The 18929-nt window shown below is 49.1% G+C and carries 11 protein-coding genes; 7 read left to right on the top strand and 4 right to left on the bottom strand.

What is annotated here, in order from left to right:
• Nucleotides 1-162 precede the first annotated feature (162 nt).
• The 5 genes from JMW05_RS01050 to JMW05_RS01030 all read left to right on the top strand — a co-directional run bounded on the left by JMW05_RS01050 (nt 163) and on the right by JMW05_RS01030 (nt 7888).
• Nucleotides 163-1308, top strand: coding sequence for a beta-ketoacyl-ACP synthase III (locus JMW05_RS01050; RefSeq protein WP_201503580.1), 1146 nt, complete (start codon nt 163-165; stop codon nt 1306-1308).
• 448 nt (nt 1309-1756) lie between these two features.
• Nucleotides 1757-2848, top strand: coding sequence for a peptide chain release factor 1 (gene prfA / locus JMW05_RS01045; protein WP_201503579.1), 1092 nt, complete (start codon nt 1757-1759; stop codon nt 2846-2848).
• Between the two features lie 200 nt (nt 2849-3048).
• The gene (gene lysS / locus JMW05_RS01040; protein WP_201503578.1) at nt 3049-4572 is read left to right on the top strand and encodes a lysine--tRNA ligase; all 1524 of its coding nucleotides are present in this window, start codon (nt 3049-3051) and stop codon (nt 4570-4572) included.
• Nucleotides 4573-4724: 152 nt separating this feature from the next.
• Entirely contained in the window at nt 4725-6866 is a 2142-nt protein-coding gene (dnaX, locus tag JMW05_RS01035; RefSeq protein WP_201503577.1) for a DNA polymerase III subunit gamma/tau, read from the top strand.
• Between the two features lie 122 nt (nt 6867-6988).
• On the top strand, nt 6989-7888 hold the full coding sequence (locus JMW05_RS01030; RefSeq protein ID WP_201503576.1) for a LysR family transcriptional regulator: 900 nt from the start codon (nt 6989-6991) through the stop codon (nt 7886-7888).
• 107 nt (nt 7889-7995) lie between these two features.
• Here the strand turns inward: JMW05_RS01030 and JMW05_RS01025 are convergent, their stop codons facing one another.
• Nucleotides 7996-9183 (bottom strand): aspartate aminotransferase family protein, encoded by a 1188-nt coding sequence (locus JMW05_RS01025; RefSeq protein WP_201503575.1) that lies wholly within the window; start codon nt 9181-9183, stop codon nt 7996-7998.
• 90 nt (nt 9184-9273) lie between these two features.
• Nucleotides 9274-9465 carry a DNA gyrase inhibitor YacG gene (locus JMW05_RS01020; protein WP_201503574.1) on the bottom strand — a complete coding sequence of 64 codons (192 nt, stop codon included), beginning with the start codon at nt 9463-9465 and terminating at the stop codon, nt 9274-9276.
• 89 nt (nt 9466-9554) lie between these two features.
• Between JMW05_RS01020 and JMW05_RS01015 the strand changes: the two genes are divergently transcribed.
• The gene (locus JMW05_RS01015; RefSeq protein ID WP_201505466.1) at nt 9555-10217 is read left to right on the top strand and encodes a class I SAM-dependent methyltransferase; all 663 of its coding nucleotides are present in this window, start codon (nt 9555-9557) and stop codon (nt 10215-10217) included.
• Between the two features lie 134 nt (nt 10218-10351).
• Here JMW05_RS01015 and JMW05_RS01010 read toward each other — a convergent pair whose 3' ends face one another.
• Complete coding sequence (locus JMW05_RS01010; RefSeq protein ID WP_201503573.1) at nt 10352-11755, bottom strand: ABC1 kinase family protein; 1404 nt, start codon at nt 11753-11755, stop codon at nt 10352-10354.
• A gap of 281 nt (nt 11756-12036) precedes the next feature.
• Entirely contained in the window at nt 12037-13332 is a 1296-nt protein-coding gene (gene purD / locus JMW05_RS01005; protein ID WP_201503572.1) for a phosphoribosylamine--glycine ligase, read from the bottom strand.
• 632 nt (nt 13333-13964) lie between these two features.
• Between purD and JMW05_RS01000 the strand changes: the two genes are divergently transcribed.
• Nucleotides 13965-18809: an NAD-glutamate dehydrogenase gene (locus JMW05_RS01000; protein WP_201503571.1), complete on the top strand. Its 4845-nt coding sequence runs from the start codon at nt 13965-13967 to the stop codon at nt 18807-18809.
• Nucleotides 18810-18929: the final 120 nt, after the last annotated feature.

The following is an 18929-nucleotide window of genomic DNA, read 5'->3' as shown; positions in this document are numbered from 1 at the left end:
GATTATTTGTAACAAACCATTAGAAAAATAATCAGATTCAGGCATAATAGAGGCATCGCTTTTTTAAGTTTACACTCATTCACCGAAAATGGCGGTTCGCTGTTTTTCAAGTTTTAGCCTATAGCGCGTGCATAGGCGCTATAGCAATTAAGGATATGTATTATGACGACTTGTATCACCGGCACTGGCCTGTATATTCCTCCTTATAGCATCAGTAATGAAGAGCTGGTAACGTCATTTAACACCTATGTAGACAACTACAATGAACAACATGCGGACGAGATTGAAGCGGGCACGGTGACGGCGTTGCAGCATTCTTCTGCCGAATTTATCGAAAAAGTCTCAGGCATCAAGTCGCGCTATGTGATGGAAAAAGATGGCATTCTAGACCCAGAAATCATGGCGCCTGTGATTGCTTATCGCAACATGGACGAAGAGCCATCTATTATGGCGGAGATGGGTACGGCAGCGCTTAAAGACGCGCTCAAAGACGCAGGTCTTGAAGCAAATGACTTGGACGGCATCATCCTTGCGTGTTCAAACTTCCAGCGCACCTATCCTGCCATTGCCATCGAAGTGCAAAAAGAGATTGGTATGATTGGCGGCTTTGCCTATGACATGAACGTCGCCTGTAGTGCCGCGACTTTTGGTTTGGCGCAAGCGGTCGGTTCAATCGCCTCGGGCATGGCAAAACGCATCGCCGTGGTCAACGTCGAGATTACCTCAGCGCATCTGAACTGGCGCAACCGTGACAGCCACTTTATCTTTGGTGATGTCGCGACCGCCTGTATCGTTGAAGATTTGGACACGCCAAAAGGCTACGAAATCCTAAATTCAAAGCTGTTCACCCAGTTCTCAACCAACATCACCAATGAATATGGTTTTATGGACCGCTCAGAATATCTCGCGGCGCAAAAAGACATTCATTATGATATCGAGCAGCCTGTCACGCCAAAGCTGTTCTTACAAAATGGTCGTAAAGTCTTCCGTGAAGTCTGTCCAAAGGTGTCAGAGATTATCACTGAACACTTAACTGAAAACAACATCCAGCCAAGCGATGTTAAGATGATGTGGCTACACCAAGCCAATGCCAATATGCTCGATCTCATCTTGCGCACCGTGGTCGGTCGTGATGCGGACAAAGCGATTGTCCCAAGTGTCTTGGACGAGTTCGCCAACACCAGCTCATCAAGCCCGATGGTGGTCTTCCACCGCTACAAAGACAGCTTGCAATCAGGCGATTTGGGCGTGATTTGCTCATTCGGCGCAGGTTACTCAATCGGCTCAGTCTTGGTACGCAAAGTCTAAGACCCACCGCAACCGCCTAATAAGCAACACAATAGCTGAGCGTCGTCTTGGCTATTGTTGTTTTTGCGGTGCGGGTTTTGGCTCTATGTTTATAAAGCCGAGGGTTTATACATCAGCTATAGCAAGATTGAATGGTATTTTTCGCAGCCTCTGGTGACGCAGTCACAGCAAGCAAGAAAAATAGGATTCAATTGAGCGCACTGTTGTGTGACAGGTTTTTTTACTCAATACTGATGATAAAAACTTGCGTAATAAACGGCTTATGTCTTGCCTGATAAAACTAAAAATAGCCTAAGCAAATAAAAACTCCCAGCCAAATCACCTAACACGCACTGCTAAGAAACAACAAATACCACAAATCTATGAAGTTTCTGCAGCGGTTTTAATTTCACCGCAAAAATTTGTTATAATCGCCCCCTTATTCCTATTACCTGATGAAAGCCTTGTTATGAAAGAATCCTTACGCTTGCGTTTAGACCAGATGGTAGACCGCTATGAAGAGGTCACCGCCTTATTATCTGACCCAGAGGTCATCAGCGATAGCAATAAGTTTCGCGAGCTGTCGGTTGAGCACAGCGACCTGATGGACATCACCACCTTGTGGCAAAACTACGTGCGCGCCGAGACCGATCAAGCGGACGCCGAAGCCATGCTCGCGGACAGTGACGACGCTGACATGCGTGAGATGATGCAGGACGAAATTGACTCCGCACGCGCCGCCATCGCCGAGATGGAAGAAGAGCTGAACGTCATGATGCTGCCCAAAGACCCGAATGACAAAGTGCCTGCGTTCTTAGAGATTCGCGCAGGTACGGGCGGGGACGAGGCAGCGATTTTCTCAGGCGACTTATTCCGCATGTACCAAAAGTACGCACAAAATCAAGGCTGGCAAGTCGAAATCCTATCAGCAAGCGAAGGCGAGCACGGCGGCTATAAAGAAATCATCAGCCGCGTGTCAGGTAACAGCGTCTATGGTCGCCTAAAGTTCGAATCAGGCGCACACCGCGTCCAGCGCGTGCCTGAAACCGAGAGCCAAGGGCGCGTACACACCTCAGCCTGTACTGTTGCGGTCATGCCTGAAGTTGAGATTGACGACACCGTGACCATCAATCCTGCCGATATCCGTATGGATACTTTCCGCTCAAGCGGCGCGGGTGGTCAGCACGTCAACACCACCGACTCTGCGGTACGTCTGACGCACATTCCGACAGGTACCGTGGTGGAATGTCAGCAAGAGCGCAGTCAGCATAAAAACCGTGACAAAGCGATGAAGATGCTGATTTCTAAAATCCAGCAAGCCAAAGTACAGGCGCAGGTCGACGCGGCAGACTCTATCCGCCGTGACCTCGTCGGTAGTGGCGATCGCAGTGAGCGTATCCGTACCTACAACTTCCCGCAAGGGCGCATGACCGACCACCGTATTAACTTGACCTTGTACAAGCTTGACAGCATTATGGAAGGCGACTTGGATGAGATGCTGGACGCGCTACTGCGTGAGCACCAAGCCGACTTGATGGCAAGTATTGGCGGCGAGATGTAAGCCACTCTGATGGTCAGTGTCGATAAATAAATGATAAGATAATGACGGGCGGCACTTTGGGTGCTGCCTACTTATTATTTTTTATGGTTTCTTACTGTTTTATCCGTGTTTGCTGTTCATCACGACCGCTGATAAGCGTACTATTGATTCGATTTTTCTGTTTTTTATTCACCTTTTTACCTAATAATATTGAGAGTATTATGTCAAAGCAAAGCAACCAAGACCAAACCCAAGCGCCAGAAGACACCAATGAGCTGATCGCGCAACTCCAAGCCAAGCTAGATGATATCACTGCCTCAGGTAAACAGCCGTACCCAAACACCTTTAAACGCACCCATTATGCAAAAGATTTGCAAGAGGCGTTTGATGGCGTATCAAAACAAGAAATCGAAGAAAAAGTCGCCAATGGCGAAAAGACACAGGTCAGTATCGCAGGTCGCGTGATGCTGAACCGTGGCTCATTCTTGGTCATTCAAGACATGACAGGTCGCATTCAGCTTTACGTTGCGCGTAAAGAGCTGGACGATGAGACCCGCGCCTTGATTAAAGGGCTGGACTTGGGTGATATCGTTGGCGTATCAGGCTATATTGGTCGCTCAGGCAAAGGTGACTTGTACGTACATATCGAAGAGATTAGTCTGTTGACCAAATCACTGCGCCCGATGCCAAACAAATTCCATGGTTTAGCAGATGTTGAAGCGCGCTATCGTAACCGTCATCTTGATTTGATGACCAATGAGACTACGCGTGATACCTTTATGGTGCGCAGTCAGGTGATCAGCGGTATTCGTCAGTTTATGTTGAATGAGCGCTTTATGGAAGTCGAAACGCCGATGATGCATCCGATTCCAGGTGGTGCGGTGGCGCGTCCGTTTGAGACCCATCACAACGCGCTGGATATGCCACTATATCTGCGTATCGCGCCAGAGCTGTACCTCAAGCGCTTGGTGGTCGGCGGTTTTGAGCGCGTTTTTGAGATTAACCGCAGCTTCCGTAACGAAGGCGTCTCTACCCGTCACAATCCTGAATTTACCATGATTGAGTTTTATCAGGCGTACGCGGATTATCATGACTTGATGGACTTGACCGAGCGTCTGTTTAGCCAATTATCAACCGATATTTTGGGCACGACTGAGATTACCTATCAAGGTGAAGACATCAGTCTAAAAGCGCCCTTTGCGCGTCTGTCTATGACTGATGCCATTGCCCAATACGCCGAAGGCTTTGACATGGCGCGTGTCAATGAGCGCGAATACTTAGCAGATTACGTAGCAAACACGCTCAAGCAGCAGGTCAAAGAAGGCTTTGGTATTGGTAAATTGCAGACCATTATCTTTGAAGAGACCGCCGAGCATCAACTGCGTCAGCCGACCTTTATCACTCAGTATCCTGCCGAGACGTCACCGCTCGCGCGTCGTAACGATGAGAATCCTGAGATTACCGACCGCTTTGAGCTGTTCGTGGGTGGACGCGAGCTGGCAAACGGCTTTAGCGAGCTGAACGACCCTGCCGACCAAGCCGAGCGCTTCCGTGGTCAGGTCGCCGAAAAAGACGCAGGCGATGACGAAGCCATGCACTTTGATGAAGAGTATATCGAAGCCTTGTCTTACGGCTTACCACCGACCGCTGGTGAAGGCATCGGTATCGACCGTCTGGTCATGCTATTGACCGATTCGGCAAGCATCCGCGATGTGATTTTGTTCCCGCACATGCGCCGTAAGTAAGGATTGATGCACGCTGTATTGCCTTATAAATACAGCATGCTGTTGAGCTTACCCTTATTCGCTCCTTATTCGCTTATCACAAGAAGCCAGACGTTCGCGCTGGCTTTTTGCTATAATAAATCCCCTAAAATCACTTGGCATACTGGATGGATATGACGCAGCAATATCAAGTCTTAGCCCGCAAATATCGCCCCAAAAACTTTCACGAGCTGATTGGGCAAACGCACGTCTCACAGGCGCTGATTAATGCCATTGATTATGAGCGCTTGCACCATGCGTATTTGTTTACAGGGACGCGCGGTGTGGGTAAGACCACCATCGCGCGCATTTTGGCAAAGTGCCTAAACTGTGACACGGGCGTGACCAGTACGCCATGTGGGGTGTGTGAGCATTGCGTGGCGATTGACCAAGGGCGTTTTATTGACCTCATTGAGATTGATGCTGCCTCGCGCACTAAGGTTGAAGACACCCGTGAGCTGCTGGACAACGTACCCTATGCGCCGACCCAAGGACGCTACAAGGTGTATTTGATTGATGAAGTGCACATGCTCTCGACGCACAGCTTTAACGCGCTGTTAAAAACGCTCGAAGAGCCACCTGAGCACGTCAAGTTTTTGCTGGCGACCACCGACCCACAAAAGCTGCCGATTACCATCATTTCACGCTGTTTGCAGTTTGTGCTGCGTCCTTTGCCGCAAGCGCTGCTGAGCGAGCATTTGGCGGATATCTTGACCAAAGAGCAGGTGAATTACACGCAGCCTGCGTTATGGCAACTGGCAAACGCCGCCAAAGGCTCGGTGCGCGATGCCTTGTCCTTAACCGACCAAGCCATTGCCTTTGGGCAGGGCGCGCTCGATGATGCCACGGTCAATGCCATGCTCGGCTTGATTGACGCTGCCGATTTGGTCAGTTTGCTGACCGATATTTATAACGATGATAAACCTGCGGTTGCCGCGCATATCGAGCAGATGCGTATGCAAATGGTCGATGCCGCGAGTATGTTTGATGGGCTGGCAGAGCTGCTGCATCAGCTGGCTTTGATGCAGGTGTTGCCGCAAGTATCGCTCAATGTCAATGAGCAGCAAGCCCAGCATATTCAGACGCTTGCGCAGCATATCAGCGCCGATGTGTTGCAGCTGTATTATGAAATCGTGGTACAAGCGCGCGAGGGTATCAAACTTGCCAATACGCCGATGCAGGCTTTAGAGATGTGCTTACTGCGCCTGCTTGCCTTTCGTCCACTGCCTGCCGATAAGATGCTCGGTGGCGCGCAAACACCGCCTGACAATGCACCTTATGATGACAGCAATTCTTATCATGAAAATGATGCAGAGCAGTATAGTCAAGACGGCGAAATGGATGACGACAGTTTTGCTGATGCTTATGATGAAAATACGCTGCAAAACCAAGAGTTATCACCACTAGAAGCGCCGCCGATTCCTGAGCCGCAAAACATTGCCGAACCAATTGCCGAACCAATTGCCGAACCAATTGCCGAACCAATTGCCGAACCAATTGCCGAACCAATTGCCGAACCAATTGCCGAACCAATTGCCGAACCAATTGCCGAACCAATTGCCGAACCAATTGCCGAACCAATTGCCGAACAATTGCCGAACCAATTGCCGAAACCAATTGCCGAACCAATTGCCGAACCAATTGCCGAACCAATTGCCGAACCAATTGCCGAACCAATTGCCGAACCAATTGCCGAACCAATTGCCGAACCAATTGCCGAACCAATTGCCGAACCAATTGCCGAACCAATTGCCGAACCAATTGCCGAACCCAGCGAAAATGATTCTCAGTTACCCTCACACTCAGTCACGCCTAATGCTGATGCGGACGACCCACGCCAACTGCTGCGCTGTCCGCCACAAGCGTTAACAGGGCAGTGGACACCTGAAAAATGGGACTACTGGCTACAAAACGCCCGTGAGCAGTCACTGTTGGCAGAGGATGAGCGCGCGCTTGCCAGACAAGGGGTGATGACAGGGCTGTGCGATGGCGAGTCGGTATTTGTCACCACCGTCGATACCGCGCACATGCACTCCATCTTTGAGCAGCTGGTAGAAAAGCTGACCCGTCAGTTCACGAATGCCAGTATCAGCTTACAGATTGACCGTACTTTGGCAGACAGTGACGACTTATTGCCGCACCTACGCCAAGCCACAAGAAAGGTGCAAGCGGTCGCAAAGGCTGAGCAGCAGCTGCAGCAGTCGCCTGTGATGCAGTATCTACAGCAGCGCGGTGAAGGCAAAATGGGCAAAGCACAGCTGATAGAAACCCCCTAGCACATTATTGACACTCTTGGCATGAATCTTGCTCAGCTACACATGAAAACCTTTAAAATTGTAGATATTGGGTTATAATGTTTAAGCAATATTAAAAATTGTGCAACAGCTTGGGTGAGAGTATGTTAGATAATTTACGCGGTATGGCGGTGTTTGCCAGTGTTGTTGGACACGGCTCATTTAGTGGCTCAGCAAGAGAATTGGGCATTACCACAAGTGCGGTCAGCCAACAGATTCGCTCGTTAGAAAATGAGCTTGGCGTGGTGTTGCTGCACCGCTCGACTCGTAAGCTCAGCTTAACAGAAGCAGGGGAGAGTTTTTACGAGGCGGCAAAAGATGTGGTCAGTGCGGCTGAACAAGGTCGCATCAGGGTCAATCAGCTGCGTGACGAATTGGCAGGCAGTTTGCGCATTGCGACCACCCCTGAACTTGGCGTACATCATATTTTGCCCGCATTATCGACGTGGATGGCGGCGCACGATGACTTGAGCATCAACTATCTGGCGGACAATCACTATGTCGATATGATTGATGAGCGCATCGATATTGCCGTTCGTATGAGCCCCAGCATTGATGACCATGCGCTGAGCAGTTATCCTTTGACAGACGTGCGTCAGCTGCTGGTCGCCTCACCGCAGTATTTGCGCCAGCACCCTAAGATTGAATCACCAAAAGATTTAAGTGAGCACAATCTTATTTGTATCGAACTCACAAAAGACCCTGCCATTTTGGAGCTGACGCAAACAGAAACGGGTAAAAAAACCCGCATTAAGATGCAATCGCGCATGCATACCAACAACGTATTTATGGCGACCACACTGGCAAAAGAAGGGCATGGTTTGATTCGTGTCATGGAAATGGACGTGCGTAAAGAGCTAGAAAGCGGCGCATTGGTCGAAGTATTGACGGGTTATAAATTGCCAAGTTTTGTACTGTATGCCGTCACATTGAGTCGTGAGCAGCAGCCAGCAAAAATTGTACGCTGCCTTGAAGTGCTCAAAAAGTATTTTCAAACCAACTAAGCTTACTTCTAACCAAGTCTTTGGTAGTTAAGCACTGTATATAAAAAGCCCACCAACCAGCGTTAGTGGGCTTTTTTATCGCTCAGCATAAGGGCAGCGCATATAACCTATTGTGCTAAGGTGGGCTTAAGCAAGGCGACCAAGCGCTCGACCACTTGTGTGCTCTCATCACGGGTCATATTTAGCGGTGGCAATAAGCGAATGACGTGACCGCCTGTGACATTGATAATCAGTTTTTGTTCATCACGCGCACGGTTGACCAGCTGGCTGCAATCGATGTGCTCAGGCAGCACGATACCAATCATCATACCCGCGCCGCGGCTGCTAACGCCGTAATCTTTTAAAGCGTCGGTCACTTGGCTGCGGATAAAGTCGCCTTCGGTCACAGCGTTACTCATGACATCGGTATTGCTGAGTTCTTGATACACACTGTACACCACGCGGCTTGCAAGCGGTGTGCCGCCATAGGTTGAGCCGTGGCTGCCTGCACTAAACAGACCATTGGCACGACCACGCACCATGCATGCGCCGACAGGGAAACCATTGCCCAAGCCTTTTGCAGTCGTCAATACATCAGGGCGCGCATTGCTGTGCTGATAGGCAAAGTATTTGCCCGTACGACCATTGCCTGTTTGGACTTCATCCAGCATAAACAGCCAATCGTTGGCATCACAGACCGCTTCTAGCTCTTCTAAATAAGTAAAGCCATTTTTAGGCGTGTTCAGACCACCTTCCCCTTGAATCGGCTCAACCAAAATCGCACAGATGTCTTGATGCTGCTCGGCGGCTTGTTTGACAGCGTCCACATCGCCGAATGGCACACGGATAAAGTCATCATCTAAGGTAAAAAAGCCTTCGCGCGCCTTTGGATTGGCAGTTGCTGATACCGACAATAGCGTACGACCGTGAAACGAGTTTTCCATCACAATGACTTTTGGGCGGGCAAAGCCTTTATTGTTCGCATACAGGCGTGCCATTTTTAGCGCCGCTTCGTTGGCTTCTGCGCCACTATTAGCAAAAAACACGCTGTCCATACCCGCAGCTTGACACAAGGCTTCGCCTGCACGCTCTTGCCAATCGACACCGAATAGATTACTGGTATGTATTAAGGTTGCTGCTTGCTCTTGAATCGCTTGTGTGATGGTAGGATGGCAATGCCCCAAGCCGCAGACCGCAATACCAGTTAGCGCGTCAAGATAAGGGGTATCGTCTTCGGTGTATAGCCAGCTGCCAGCACCACGGGTGAAACTGATCGGTTGACGGGCATAAGTGGGCATCAGATAACTGGCTGACATAAGCATATCCTTGTAAAAAAATAATGAACGACGTCAGATGCCGTTCATATCATAAGTAAACAATCGGGTGAATAATGTGCGGGGGCTGGGTTATAGCTCATCGGAGAAGGGGTCAGACTCCGTAGGCAGACTGTACTGCTCATCTGCCCACGCGCCCAAGTCCAGTAGCTTGCAGCGTTTGCTACAAAAGGGCTTATACGGATTGTCTTGCCACGCGGTTAAGGTACCACACTGCGGGCAAGGGTAGCGTTTGGGCGAGGTGGTATCGGGCGTTGAAGTCATGGTAGAAATGAGCGCATCCTCAGTGTATTCACAAATTAGAATCGTTATAATAGCACGCGACCTATAAAAGACAAATAAGGAATCCTGTGATGTCATCCTCTGCATTATCCCACCGAAACACCCGCGCTTTTCGTCCAGAAATGCTCAAAGCGCCGCGTGATTTTTTTGTGCCTGAGATTGTACATCAGCAGAACGCGTCTAATCTTGCGTTAGAGATTGGGGCGGGGAAGGGCAAACACGCTTTAGGCTTTGCGCCCGCGCACCCAGACACCCACCTGATTGCTATCGAGCGCACACGCACCAAATTTGAAGCTTTTGATAAGCTTGCCAGTAAAGAGGCACTGCCGAACCTAACCCCCATCCATGCCGATGCCATCGCGTGGAGTGTTCACGCCCTGCCACCAGCCAGCTTACAGCACATCTATCTGCTATACCCAAACCCTGAAGCGCACAATCCCAATCAGCAGTGGCTGAACATGCCGTTTTTTGAGTTTTTATTGTCGCGTTTGCAGTCTGGCGGCAAGATTACCCTTGCGACCAATATTGAGAGCTATATGGACAATGCCGAGCAGCAAGCCACCATTCTTTGGTGTTTGCCATCCATGCGCTACAAAGTGCCTCAAAACAGCGCTCGCACTCATTTTGAAATCAAGTATTTAGCACGCGGCGAAACCTGCTGGGAGTTGGTGATGCAAAAACCCGAAGGTTATCAGACGCGCTTTGATACTTGGCAAAGCAATAAAATAGCCTAAGCAAAAATAAGGCGAAAAATAATCTCAGTGTTCGCAACACTTGACACTAAATAAAAATAGCCTAAGCAAGTAGAAATAAACACCAAAAAACCGCTCCTAAAGAGCGGTCAAAAAATTAAGCTTACAATTATAGATTAAATAGCAGGTAGGAACGGCTTCACAAGGCGTTTAGAATCCGTATGTGCGTTGATTACCGTTAAAAAGGTGTACGCGCCAATGAATTTTCGGCTAATAAACATAAATTCTTTTGGCGGCAGATTGAATTCAAATGACTGCATGGCTTGTCGTGCTGTCTCAGCAAGGCGCGAATGTAATACGCTGTTTGCCCAGATATAACGCTCCTGATCATCTAAGCAGTCCGCTGGAATATCAGGGTTACACTCAGGGGCACTAAAGGGTTCGGTAGCAAGCAAAAACAAGTTTGCCACATCACTTTTTACTTTGGGGCTCATGGTGTCAAAAAAGTCATAACCTGTCATGGCACGTGCCATGGCGTCATGATCATGATTATAGCCTGCGAGCAGAAGATTGCGTGCAATGGTTAATAGCGCATCATCGAATTGGCGAATAGCGCCAAAATCAAGCAATACCAACTTGTCTGTGCCGTCTTCATCATCGGCGACGCGTACCAAATAATTGCCAAAATTTGGGTCAGTCTGCATCTCACCCCATACAAAAATCTCTTGCATGATGATTTCAATAGCTGCTTGTCCAATACGGTTCAGGCGCTCGTCAGACAAGTTTTGTAGGGTAGGGTTGGTGACGCTGACGCCTGCTTCGTAGCTCATGCATAAAAGGCGGCTACTGGAATAATGGCGATTGATTTTCGGTACGACATAGCGCGCATCCTCTTTTAGGCGCTCATAAAAACGCTCAGTCGTTGCTGCCTCAGCCTCGTAATCGACCTCGTGATGCAGCAAGTCACGAATCTCTTCAAACCACGCTTCAAGGGCGCGCGTTTGCGGTACGATGTTGCTCACTCTCAGCATGTGCTTGAATAGCGCCAAGTCAGAGTCGATGGCATCAGCCACACCAGGGTATTGAATCTTTAGAACGACCTCTTCACCCGTGCTTTTGACGGTAGCGCGGTGTACTTGCGCCAGTGAAGCGGTACCAATTGGCTCAGGGTTGATGTCCAGCTCGTGCAGCTTATCACCCAAAGTGTGTGCAAGGGTTTCTTCGATTTTTGACCAATTGAGGGTGGCGGTATCGTCATTTAGGGTGTGTAGGGCGCGGGTAATCTCAGGCGGCAAAATATGCTCACCATACATCGCCAGCATTTGCCCAATTTTAACGACAGAGCCTTTTAATTTGCCCAGCTCTTCTGCCATATAGTTGGCTTGGGTTTCCATAAATGCTTGGTTACGGGCAGCGCGGGCTTGCTTGTCCATGAACATACCAGAGACGCTATTACCAGCCCAACGACGACCAATATTTAACGAGGTTTTGGCAATCGATAGACGGCGCTCAAAGCCTGAGGTCTTTAAGTTGTCGATTGATTTTTTCTTGTTAAGGGATTTAGACGTATCGTATGTCATAGATATAATCATTTATTAAGTGAGTAATGACTTGCAGGTCTAAGACCGACAATACCAAGAAATAAGCGTATTCGGTATAAAATTGTACCATAGAAAGCGTGACAGTCTTAAGAGACATGGTAACGGTTTGATATACGGTAGATTGCAAAGTATAAAAGAACAAAAGGGCCCAGCACTGACGTGCCAGACCTTAGGAATTTGTATATATCTTAGAAGCGCGATGGACGCACTATCGCTGTAATCACAGTCAATAGCGCATCAAGGTCAATTTAAAAGAAGCGCTACTTGCTACCGTTTTCACGAGCGATAGCATGATGCCCAATATCGCGGCGATACTGCGCGCCGTCAAACGAGATGGCGCCCGTGGTGACTAAGGCGGCTTGCTGCGCGCCTGAGATGGTGTCGGCAAGGGCAGTCACACACAAGACGCGCCCGCCACTGGTAACGATAGCATCATCGTCATTGCGTGCTGTGCCTGCGTGGAATACTTTGACATTGCTGTCCGCGTCTGCCTCTGGCAAGCCTGTGATGACATCGCCTTTTGACGAGGTTTCAGGATAGCCTTTTGATGCCATAACGATACCAAGGGCGGTACGGCTGTCCCATTGTGCTTGGCTTGGCAAGTTGCCGTCTACGCCTTGGGCGACCAGTTTTGCCATTGACGATTGCAATCGCATAAGGACAGGCTGCGTTTCTGGATCGCCAAAGCGGCAGTTAAACTCAATCACAAAAGGATTGCCGCTGTCATCAATCATCAACCCTGCGTACAAGAAGCCTGTGTACGGATGACCTTCGGCTTTCATGGCGTCAACGACAGGATGGATGACTTGGCTCATGACTTTGTCATACACATCTTGGGTGACAACTGGCGCAGGTGAGTACGCACCCATGCCGCCAGTATTGGGACCGGTGTCGCCTTCATAGGCGCGCTTGTGGTCTTGGCTGGTTGCCATTGGCAAGACATTATCGCCATCAATCATGCAAATAAAGCTGGCTTCTTCGCCTGTCAAAAACTGCTCAACCACGACGCGGCTGCCTGCATCGCCGAATTTATTACCCGCCAGCATATCATCAATCGCAGCGTGCGCGTCTTCAATGGTTTCTGCGACAATCACGCCTTTACCTGCGGCAAGACCATCCGCTTTAATCACGATAGGCGCGCCTTGCTCGCTTACGTAGTCTTTGGCTTGGCTGGCATCAGTAAAGCCTTGATAAGCTGCGGTTGGGATGTTGTTTTTTTGCATGAACTCTTTGGCAAAGGTCTTTGAGCCTTCTAGCTGCGCGCAGTAAGCGGTCGGTCCCCAAGCCTTGATACCCGCGTCACGGCAAGCATCAATAATGCCTGCAACCAGTGGTGCTTCTGGACCAACGATGACCAAGTCAATGTCGTTGTTTTGACAAAACGCAATCACTGCCGCGTGCTCATCTGAGTCAAGCGTGACGTTTTGGCACTTGGCTTCCAGCGCTGTACCTGCGTTGCCTGGCGCTACATAGACTTGCTTGACGTCTGCATCTTTTGCACATTGCCAAGCCAAAGCGTGCTCACGACCACCTGAACCAATCACCAAAATATTCATGCTGTGTGTTATTCCTTAGTATTAAATCCCTCGCACAAGGCGAGCGTGATGCATTCATAATGAATAATAAAGTAAAGCGCACGACCGATGGTCATGCGTGTGCGCGACTATTCTAACAAAAAACGGGCGTCAATTACTATGCGTATTACCGTGAGTAGCATCGACGGCATAAGAAAACCAGTTGTACTTGTTTTTAGGCGCACTCAGCGTCCTGAATTTGGCGCAATCGATGGCTTTGTGCAGAATCTTGCATAAATCTTGTGTTTTTGTGACATGTTTTGTGAATGGGCATAAAAATATGCCAATCTAGAGATGAAAATCAGGCGAGGGTAAGCGTATAATGGGCGTCATCTGGTTGATGCACGCGGTATGTATAGACATATTCGTAAAGGTTATCGACCGATTCGCCATTGATGAAATGATTTTGTATGTTTTAGTCAGATGGCTGCGTTACAATTTATTAGGTTAATAAATGATTAGTTAATAAAGTCGCTGGTGATAGGATTCATGATGGTAGACGAGGGGGCGGCTAGGACGCGCTCTTGGCATTGCTATTTCATAATACTCACAATAATTTTATTACTTCGTACACGCTTAAATTCAAAAAACACGTTTATAAAAGGGACAAACCTATGCCCAACTCTCTTAGTATCACAAAAGAGCGTATTGGTCAGATTAGCGATATTGCCACAAGCTATGTACAAGAAGACAAGTCGCTATTAGATCATTTTATCCATAACTATTATCATCCTCTGCATGAAGAAATCGCTGAAAAAATCGATAATGCAGACCTTGCTGGTATGGCGCTGCATCACTTTACGATGCTAAAAGCCTACGACGGCAGCAAACCACAATTAAAAATCATAAATCCGATTGCCGAAGAGCAGCACTTTCACAGTTCACACACTGTCATCCAGATGGTGGCGTATGACCGTCCGTTCTTGGTCGATACGTTACTTATGAGCCTTGAAGCCCAAGGTATTGATGTCCATCGTACCTACAACACCATCATCAACGTCCAGCGCGACGACAATGGCGGTATCGAAAAGCTAAGCCGCGTGGAAGAGAGTAACACCAGTCACTTATCACTTATCCATTGCGAAATCGCGTATCAAGACAATGCAGACTTGCCAGCGCTGCGCCAGATTTTGCTCGATAAAATCGACACCCTAGATACTGTGGTTGGCGATTGGAAGCAGATGCGTAACCGTCTGATTGACCTAAAAGGCGAGCTTGCCAATAAACCATTGCCTGAAGTATTTTATTCTAAAGAAGAAATCCAAGCGTTCTTGGACTGGATTTTAGATGACCACTTTATCTTTTTGGGCTACCGCGAATACCGCTTAGAAGGCGGCGAGCGTATAGAAGTCGGTGGCAACCTTGACGCAAACACCGATTTGAACCTATACGCCATCGGTAACAGCGGTTTGGGTCTGTTGCGCGGCTCTGAAGAAGACGTATTGTCTGAGAGCTTTAGCAAACTGCCAACGGTGTTAAAGCGCCTGCTTACCGAGCCTCGCGTATTGATGCTGTCAAAATCAAGCCGTGTGTCTCCTGTACACCGTCCTGTTTACATGGACTTTTTGGGCATTCACAAGTTTGATGACAATGGCAAACTGGTCGGCGAATACCGCTTTATCGGTCTGTTCACCTCACAAGCCTATCAGCTCAGCGTCCAGCAAATCCCGCTACTGCGCGAAAAAGCCAACAAAATCATGACATTGGCTGAATTGCCACGTGACGGTCATGCGTATCACAAAATGATGCACGTGATTAACACCTTGCCACGTGATGACTTGTTCCAAGCCAGCATCGAAGAGCTGTACCCTGTGGTATCTGGTATCACCCAGCTGCAAGACAAGAAGAGCTTGCGCTTGTTTAGCCGTGTTGACCACTATCAGCGTTTTGTATCGTGCTTGGTGTATATCCCACGTGATAAGTTCAACACTGAACTGCGTATCAAAGTACAAAACCTACTTAAAGACGCTTACGGCGGTACGTCATCAGGCTTTACCACAGAATTTAACGAATCTGATCACGCGCGCGTCCACGTACACGTTCGCACCGTGCCAGGTGAAGTAAAAGAGGTCGACACCGCGCTGCTTGAGCAAAAACTGACCGCACTGATGCAGTCGTGGACCGACCATTATCAAAAAATGCTGCTGGACAATGTCGGCGAGCAGCAAGCGAACATTTTAAATCGCCGCTTTTTGAACTATATCCCTGCCGCGTATAAAGAGCATTTTGATACGCGTACTGCGATTGAAGACACCAAGCGCCTTGCAAAATTGGACGAAAACAACGGTCTGATTTGGCATCTGTATCAGTCCACTGGCGATGCCAGCAATCAGTTGCACCTCAAGCTGTATGGTCTGAATCAGCCTGTTATTTTGTCAAAAGTACTGCCAATTCTTGAAAACTTTGGTGTCTCGGTCGTTTCAGCGCAGACGTATGAGTTTGATTTGCCAGAGCATCCTGTTTGGATGCAAGAGTACGAGCTGACCTTGCAACACGTCGATACCGTCGATATGCGCGTGGTACGTGGTCAATTTGAAGAAAGCTTGCGCAACATTTGGACAGGCTTGATTGAAAGTGACAGCTTTAACGAATTGGTACTCACAACGAAGCTTGATACGTATGACGTGGTCGTGTTACGCGCCTTGTCGCGCTATATGCAACAAGCCCGCGCGCCATTCTCAGGCACTTATATCCAGCAAACGGTCGTTAAGAACAGCGACATCAGTGTGGCATTGTGCGATTTGTTCGATGCGCGCATGAACCCTGCGCACGGTGATGATGAGCGTCAAGAAAAAACCAAAAATATCGAAGCAAAAATCACCGCGGCACTGGCTAAAGTGGACAGCCTTGATGAAGACCGCATCTTGCGTTGGTACTTAGACCTTATCAATGCAATGGTACGTACCAACTTCTATCAGCGTACTGAAGAAGGCGAGCGTAAAGACCGCTTGTCGTTCAAATTCTGCGCGGCAGACATTCCAAACTTGCCAAAACCAAAGCCCATGTTTGAAATCTTTGTTTACTCGCCACGCGTTGAAGCGGTGCATCTACGTGGCGGCAAGGTCGCTCGCGGTGGTCTGCGCTGGTCAGATCGTATGGAAGATTTCCGTACTGAAGTTTTGGGTCTGGTCAAAGCACAGATGGTCAAAAACGCGGTTATCGTTCCTGTTGGTTCTAAAGGTGGCTTTATCGTCAAGACCAAGACTATGGCAGACGGTCGTGATGCATTCCAAGCCGAAGGTATTGCCTGCTATCAGACATTCCTACGCGGTATGCTCGATGTGACAGACAACATCGTTGACGGTACCATCGTCCCGCCAGCCAACACCGTGCGTCATGACGAAGATGACCCGTACTTGGTCGTTGCTGCCGATAAAGGCACTGCAACCTTCTCAGACATCGCAAACGCCTTGGCTGCAGAATACAATTTCTGGCTCGATGATGCGTTCGCCTCTGGTGGCTCGGTCGGTTATGACCACAAAGCGATGGGTATCACGGCACGCGGTGCGTGGGAGTCGGTCAAGCGTCACTTCCGTATGCGCGGCATGGACATCCAAACCCGTGATGACTTTACCGTTGTCGGTATTGGTGACATGAGCGGCGATGTGTTCGGTAATGGCTTGTTGCTATCAACGCATACCAAGCTGGTTGCTGCATTTAACCACATGCACATCTTTATTGACCCAACACCAGATACCCAAAGCTCATACGCTGAGCGCGAGCGTCTGTTTGCCTTGCCACGCTCGACTTGGGAAGACTACGACAGCGCACTTATCAGTGCAGGCGGCGGCATCTTCTCTCGTAAAGACAAGAGCATTGCCATCACCGAAGAGATGAAAGCGGCATTTGACATCACTGCCGACAGCCTAACGCCAAATGAGCTGATCAGTGCCTTGCTAAAAGCGCCTGTTGACTTGATCTGGAACGGCGGTATCGGTACTTATGTGAAGAGCGTGAACGAGACGCACGCAGACGTAGGCGACCGTGCCAACGATGCCGTACGTGTCAACGGCAATGAGCTGCGCGCAGCGGTCATCGGCGAGGGTGGTAACCTTGGTCTGACGCAGCAAGGGCGTATCGAATACGCACAAAAAGGCGGCCGCGTGTATACCGATGCAATTGACAACTCAGGCGGCGTCAACTGCTCTGACCACGAAGTCAATATCAAAATCTTGCTCGGTAAAGTGGTTGAGCAAGGCGACATGACGTTAAAACAGCGTAATGAGCTGCTTGAGAGCATGACCGATACCGTTGCTGAATTGGTACTGCGCCAAAACTACTTGCAGCCACAAGCGATTGAGCTGAGTCATATCCGTGCTTCGGCAAACCTAAGCGACCATCAGCGCTTTATTCAGCTCCTAGAGTCTGAGCAGCGCCTTGATCGTGCGATTGAATACTTGCCATCGGATGAAGAGATTGCCAAGCGCCAAAAAGCAGGCACTGGCTTGACCAACCCTGAACTGGCGGTGGTACTCGCTTACGGTAAGATGTGGGTCTATGACAACTTATTGTCTTCTGACTTGCCAGATGATCCATACTTCATCAACGAGCTGCGTAAGTACTTCCCAGATGAGCTGGTCGGTCGCTTCTTTGATGAGATGACTGAGCACCGCTTGCATCGTGAGATTATCAGCACCTACTTGACCAACAGTGTGGTCAACCGTCTGGGCATCGAAGCGCTGTTCCGTCTCTATGAGGAAACGGATCAATCGCTTGCCACCATCATCCGTGCATACGCCATCACCCGTGATGTGTTCAATGTCACCGAAGCGTGGGTACAGCTAGAAGCCCTAGACAATCAAGTCGATGCAACCTTGCTACTAGAGCTTGAGCTGCGTCTGCGTGATGTGCTTGAGCGCGGTGTGGTGTGGTTCATCAATACCTTTGGACAAAAACTACAAGTAGCGGATATGATTGAGCGCTTTGGCGCAAGCGTTGAGCGCTTGACCCAAGCGGGCGGTTTTGTTGAGCAGCAGTTCGCTGACTACTTGCAAGAAGACACAAATGCCTTGCGTGCTGATGGCTTGTCTGAAGATGATGCGGCGCTGTTTGCGGTATTGCCATACCGTGTGGATGCGCTGGATGCAGCACTACTCGCCGAGCAGTACGAGCGTCCTGTCGATGAGATTGCAGCGCTGTACTTTAAAGCGTACCAAGTGCTACAGCTTGATTGGATGATTGACAACATCGCCCAGTTGCCACAAAACGACTACTGGGACCGCCGCGCGCGTCACGCGCTCGTCAATGAGCTGTCACGCAGCCTGCGTCTGTTGATGGATGGTGTGTTGTCACAACCTGATGCCAAAGCTGCCTTTGCAGAATGGCAAGAGCGTCATGCCGCACAGATTGAAGAGATGACTGCGGACATGTATAAGCTCAGCAGCAATGATGAGGACGTCATCAGTCTATCGACCTTGTCGGTATTGATGAGTGAAATCAGTGGTCTGATTACCAAGTAAACCGACCCCATTGATGTACAAAAAAGCCCATGACGATTCATGGGCTTTTTTTATGACGATGTTTAACGGGTAATCATAACCATTGTTAACAGTGGATGTGTACTCTCAAAAACCTAAATG

Origin of the sequence: Psychrobacter aestuarii (assembly GCF_904846035.1) — a bacterium.
Taxonomy (GTDB): Bacteria; Pseudomonadota; Gammaproteobacteria; order Pseudomonadales; family Moraxellaceae; genus Psychrobacter; species Psychrobacter aestuarii.
The sequence above is the reverse complement of the archived record's forward strand: the minus strand, read 5'-3'. Positions and strand labels throughout refer to the sequence as shown.

Excerpts from the sequence above, each read along its gene's own strand:
- JMW05_RS01050 (WP_201503580.1), top strand. The coding sequence starts at position 163 with ATGACGACTTGTATCACCGGCACTGGCCTGTATATTCCTCCTTATAGC.
- prfA (WP_201503579.1), top strand. The coding sequence starts at position 1,757 with ATGAAAGAATCCTTACGCTTGCGTTTAGACCAGATGGTAGACCGCTAT.
- lysS (WP_201503578.1), top strand. The coding sequence starts at position 3,049 with ATGTCAAAGCAAAGCAACCAAGACCAAACCCAAGCGCCAGAAGACACC.
- dnaX (WP_201503577.1), top strand. The coding sequence starts at position 4,725 with ATGACGCAGCAATATCAAGTCTTAGCCCGCAAATATCGCCCCAAAAAC.
- JMW05_RS01030 (WP_201503576.1), top strand. The coding sequence starts at position 6,989 with ATGTTAGATAATTTACGCGGTATGGCGGTGTTTGCCAGTGTTGTTGGA.
- JMW05_RS01025 (WP_201503575.1), bottom strand. The coding sequence starts at position 9,183 with ATGTCAGCCAGTTATCTGATGCCCACTTATGCCCGTCAACCGATCAGT.
- JMW05_RS01020 (WP_201503574.1), bottom strand. The coding sequence starts at position 9,465 with ATGACTTCAACGCCCGATACCACCTCGCCCAAACGCTACCCTTGCCCG.
- JMW05_RS01015 (WP_201505466.1), top strand. The coding sequence starts at position 9,555 with ATGTCATCCTCTGCATTATCCCACCGAAACACCCGCGCTTTTCGTCCA.
- JMW05_RS01010 (WP_201503573.1), bottom strand. The coding sequence starts at position 11,755 with ATGACATACGATACGTCTAAATCCCTTAACAAGAAAAAATCAATCGAC.
- purD (WP_201503572.1), bottom strand. The coding sequence starts at position 13,332 with ATGAATATTTTGGTGATTGGTTCAGGTGGTCGTGAGCACGCTTTGGCT.
- JMW05_RS01000 (WP_201503571.1), top strand. The coding sequence starts at position 13,965 with ATGCCCAACTCTCTTAGTATCACAAAAGAGCGTATTGGTCAGATTAGC.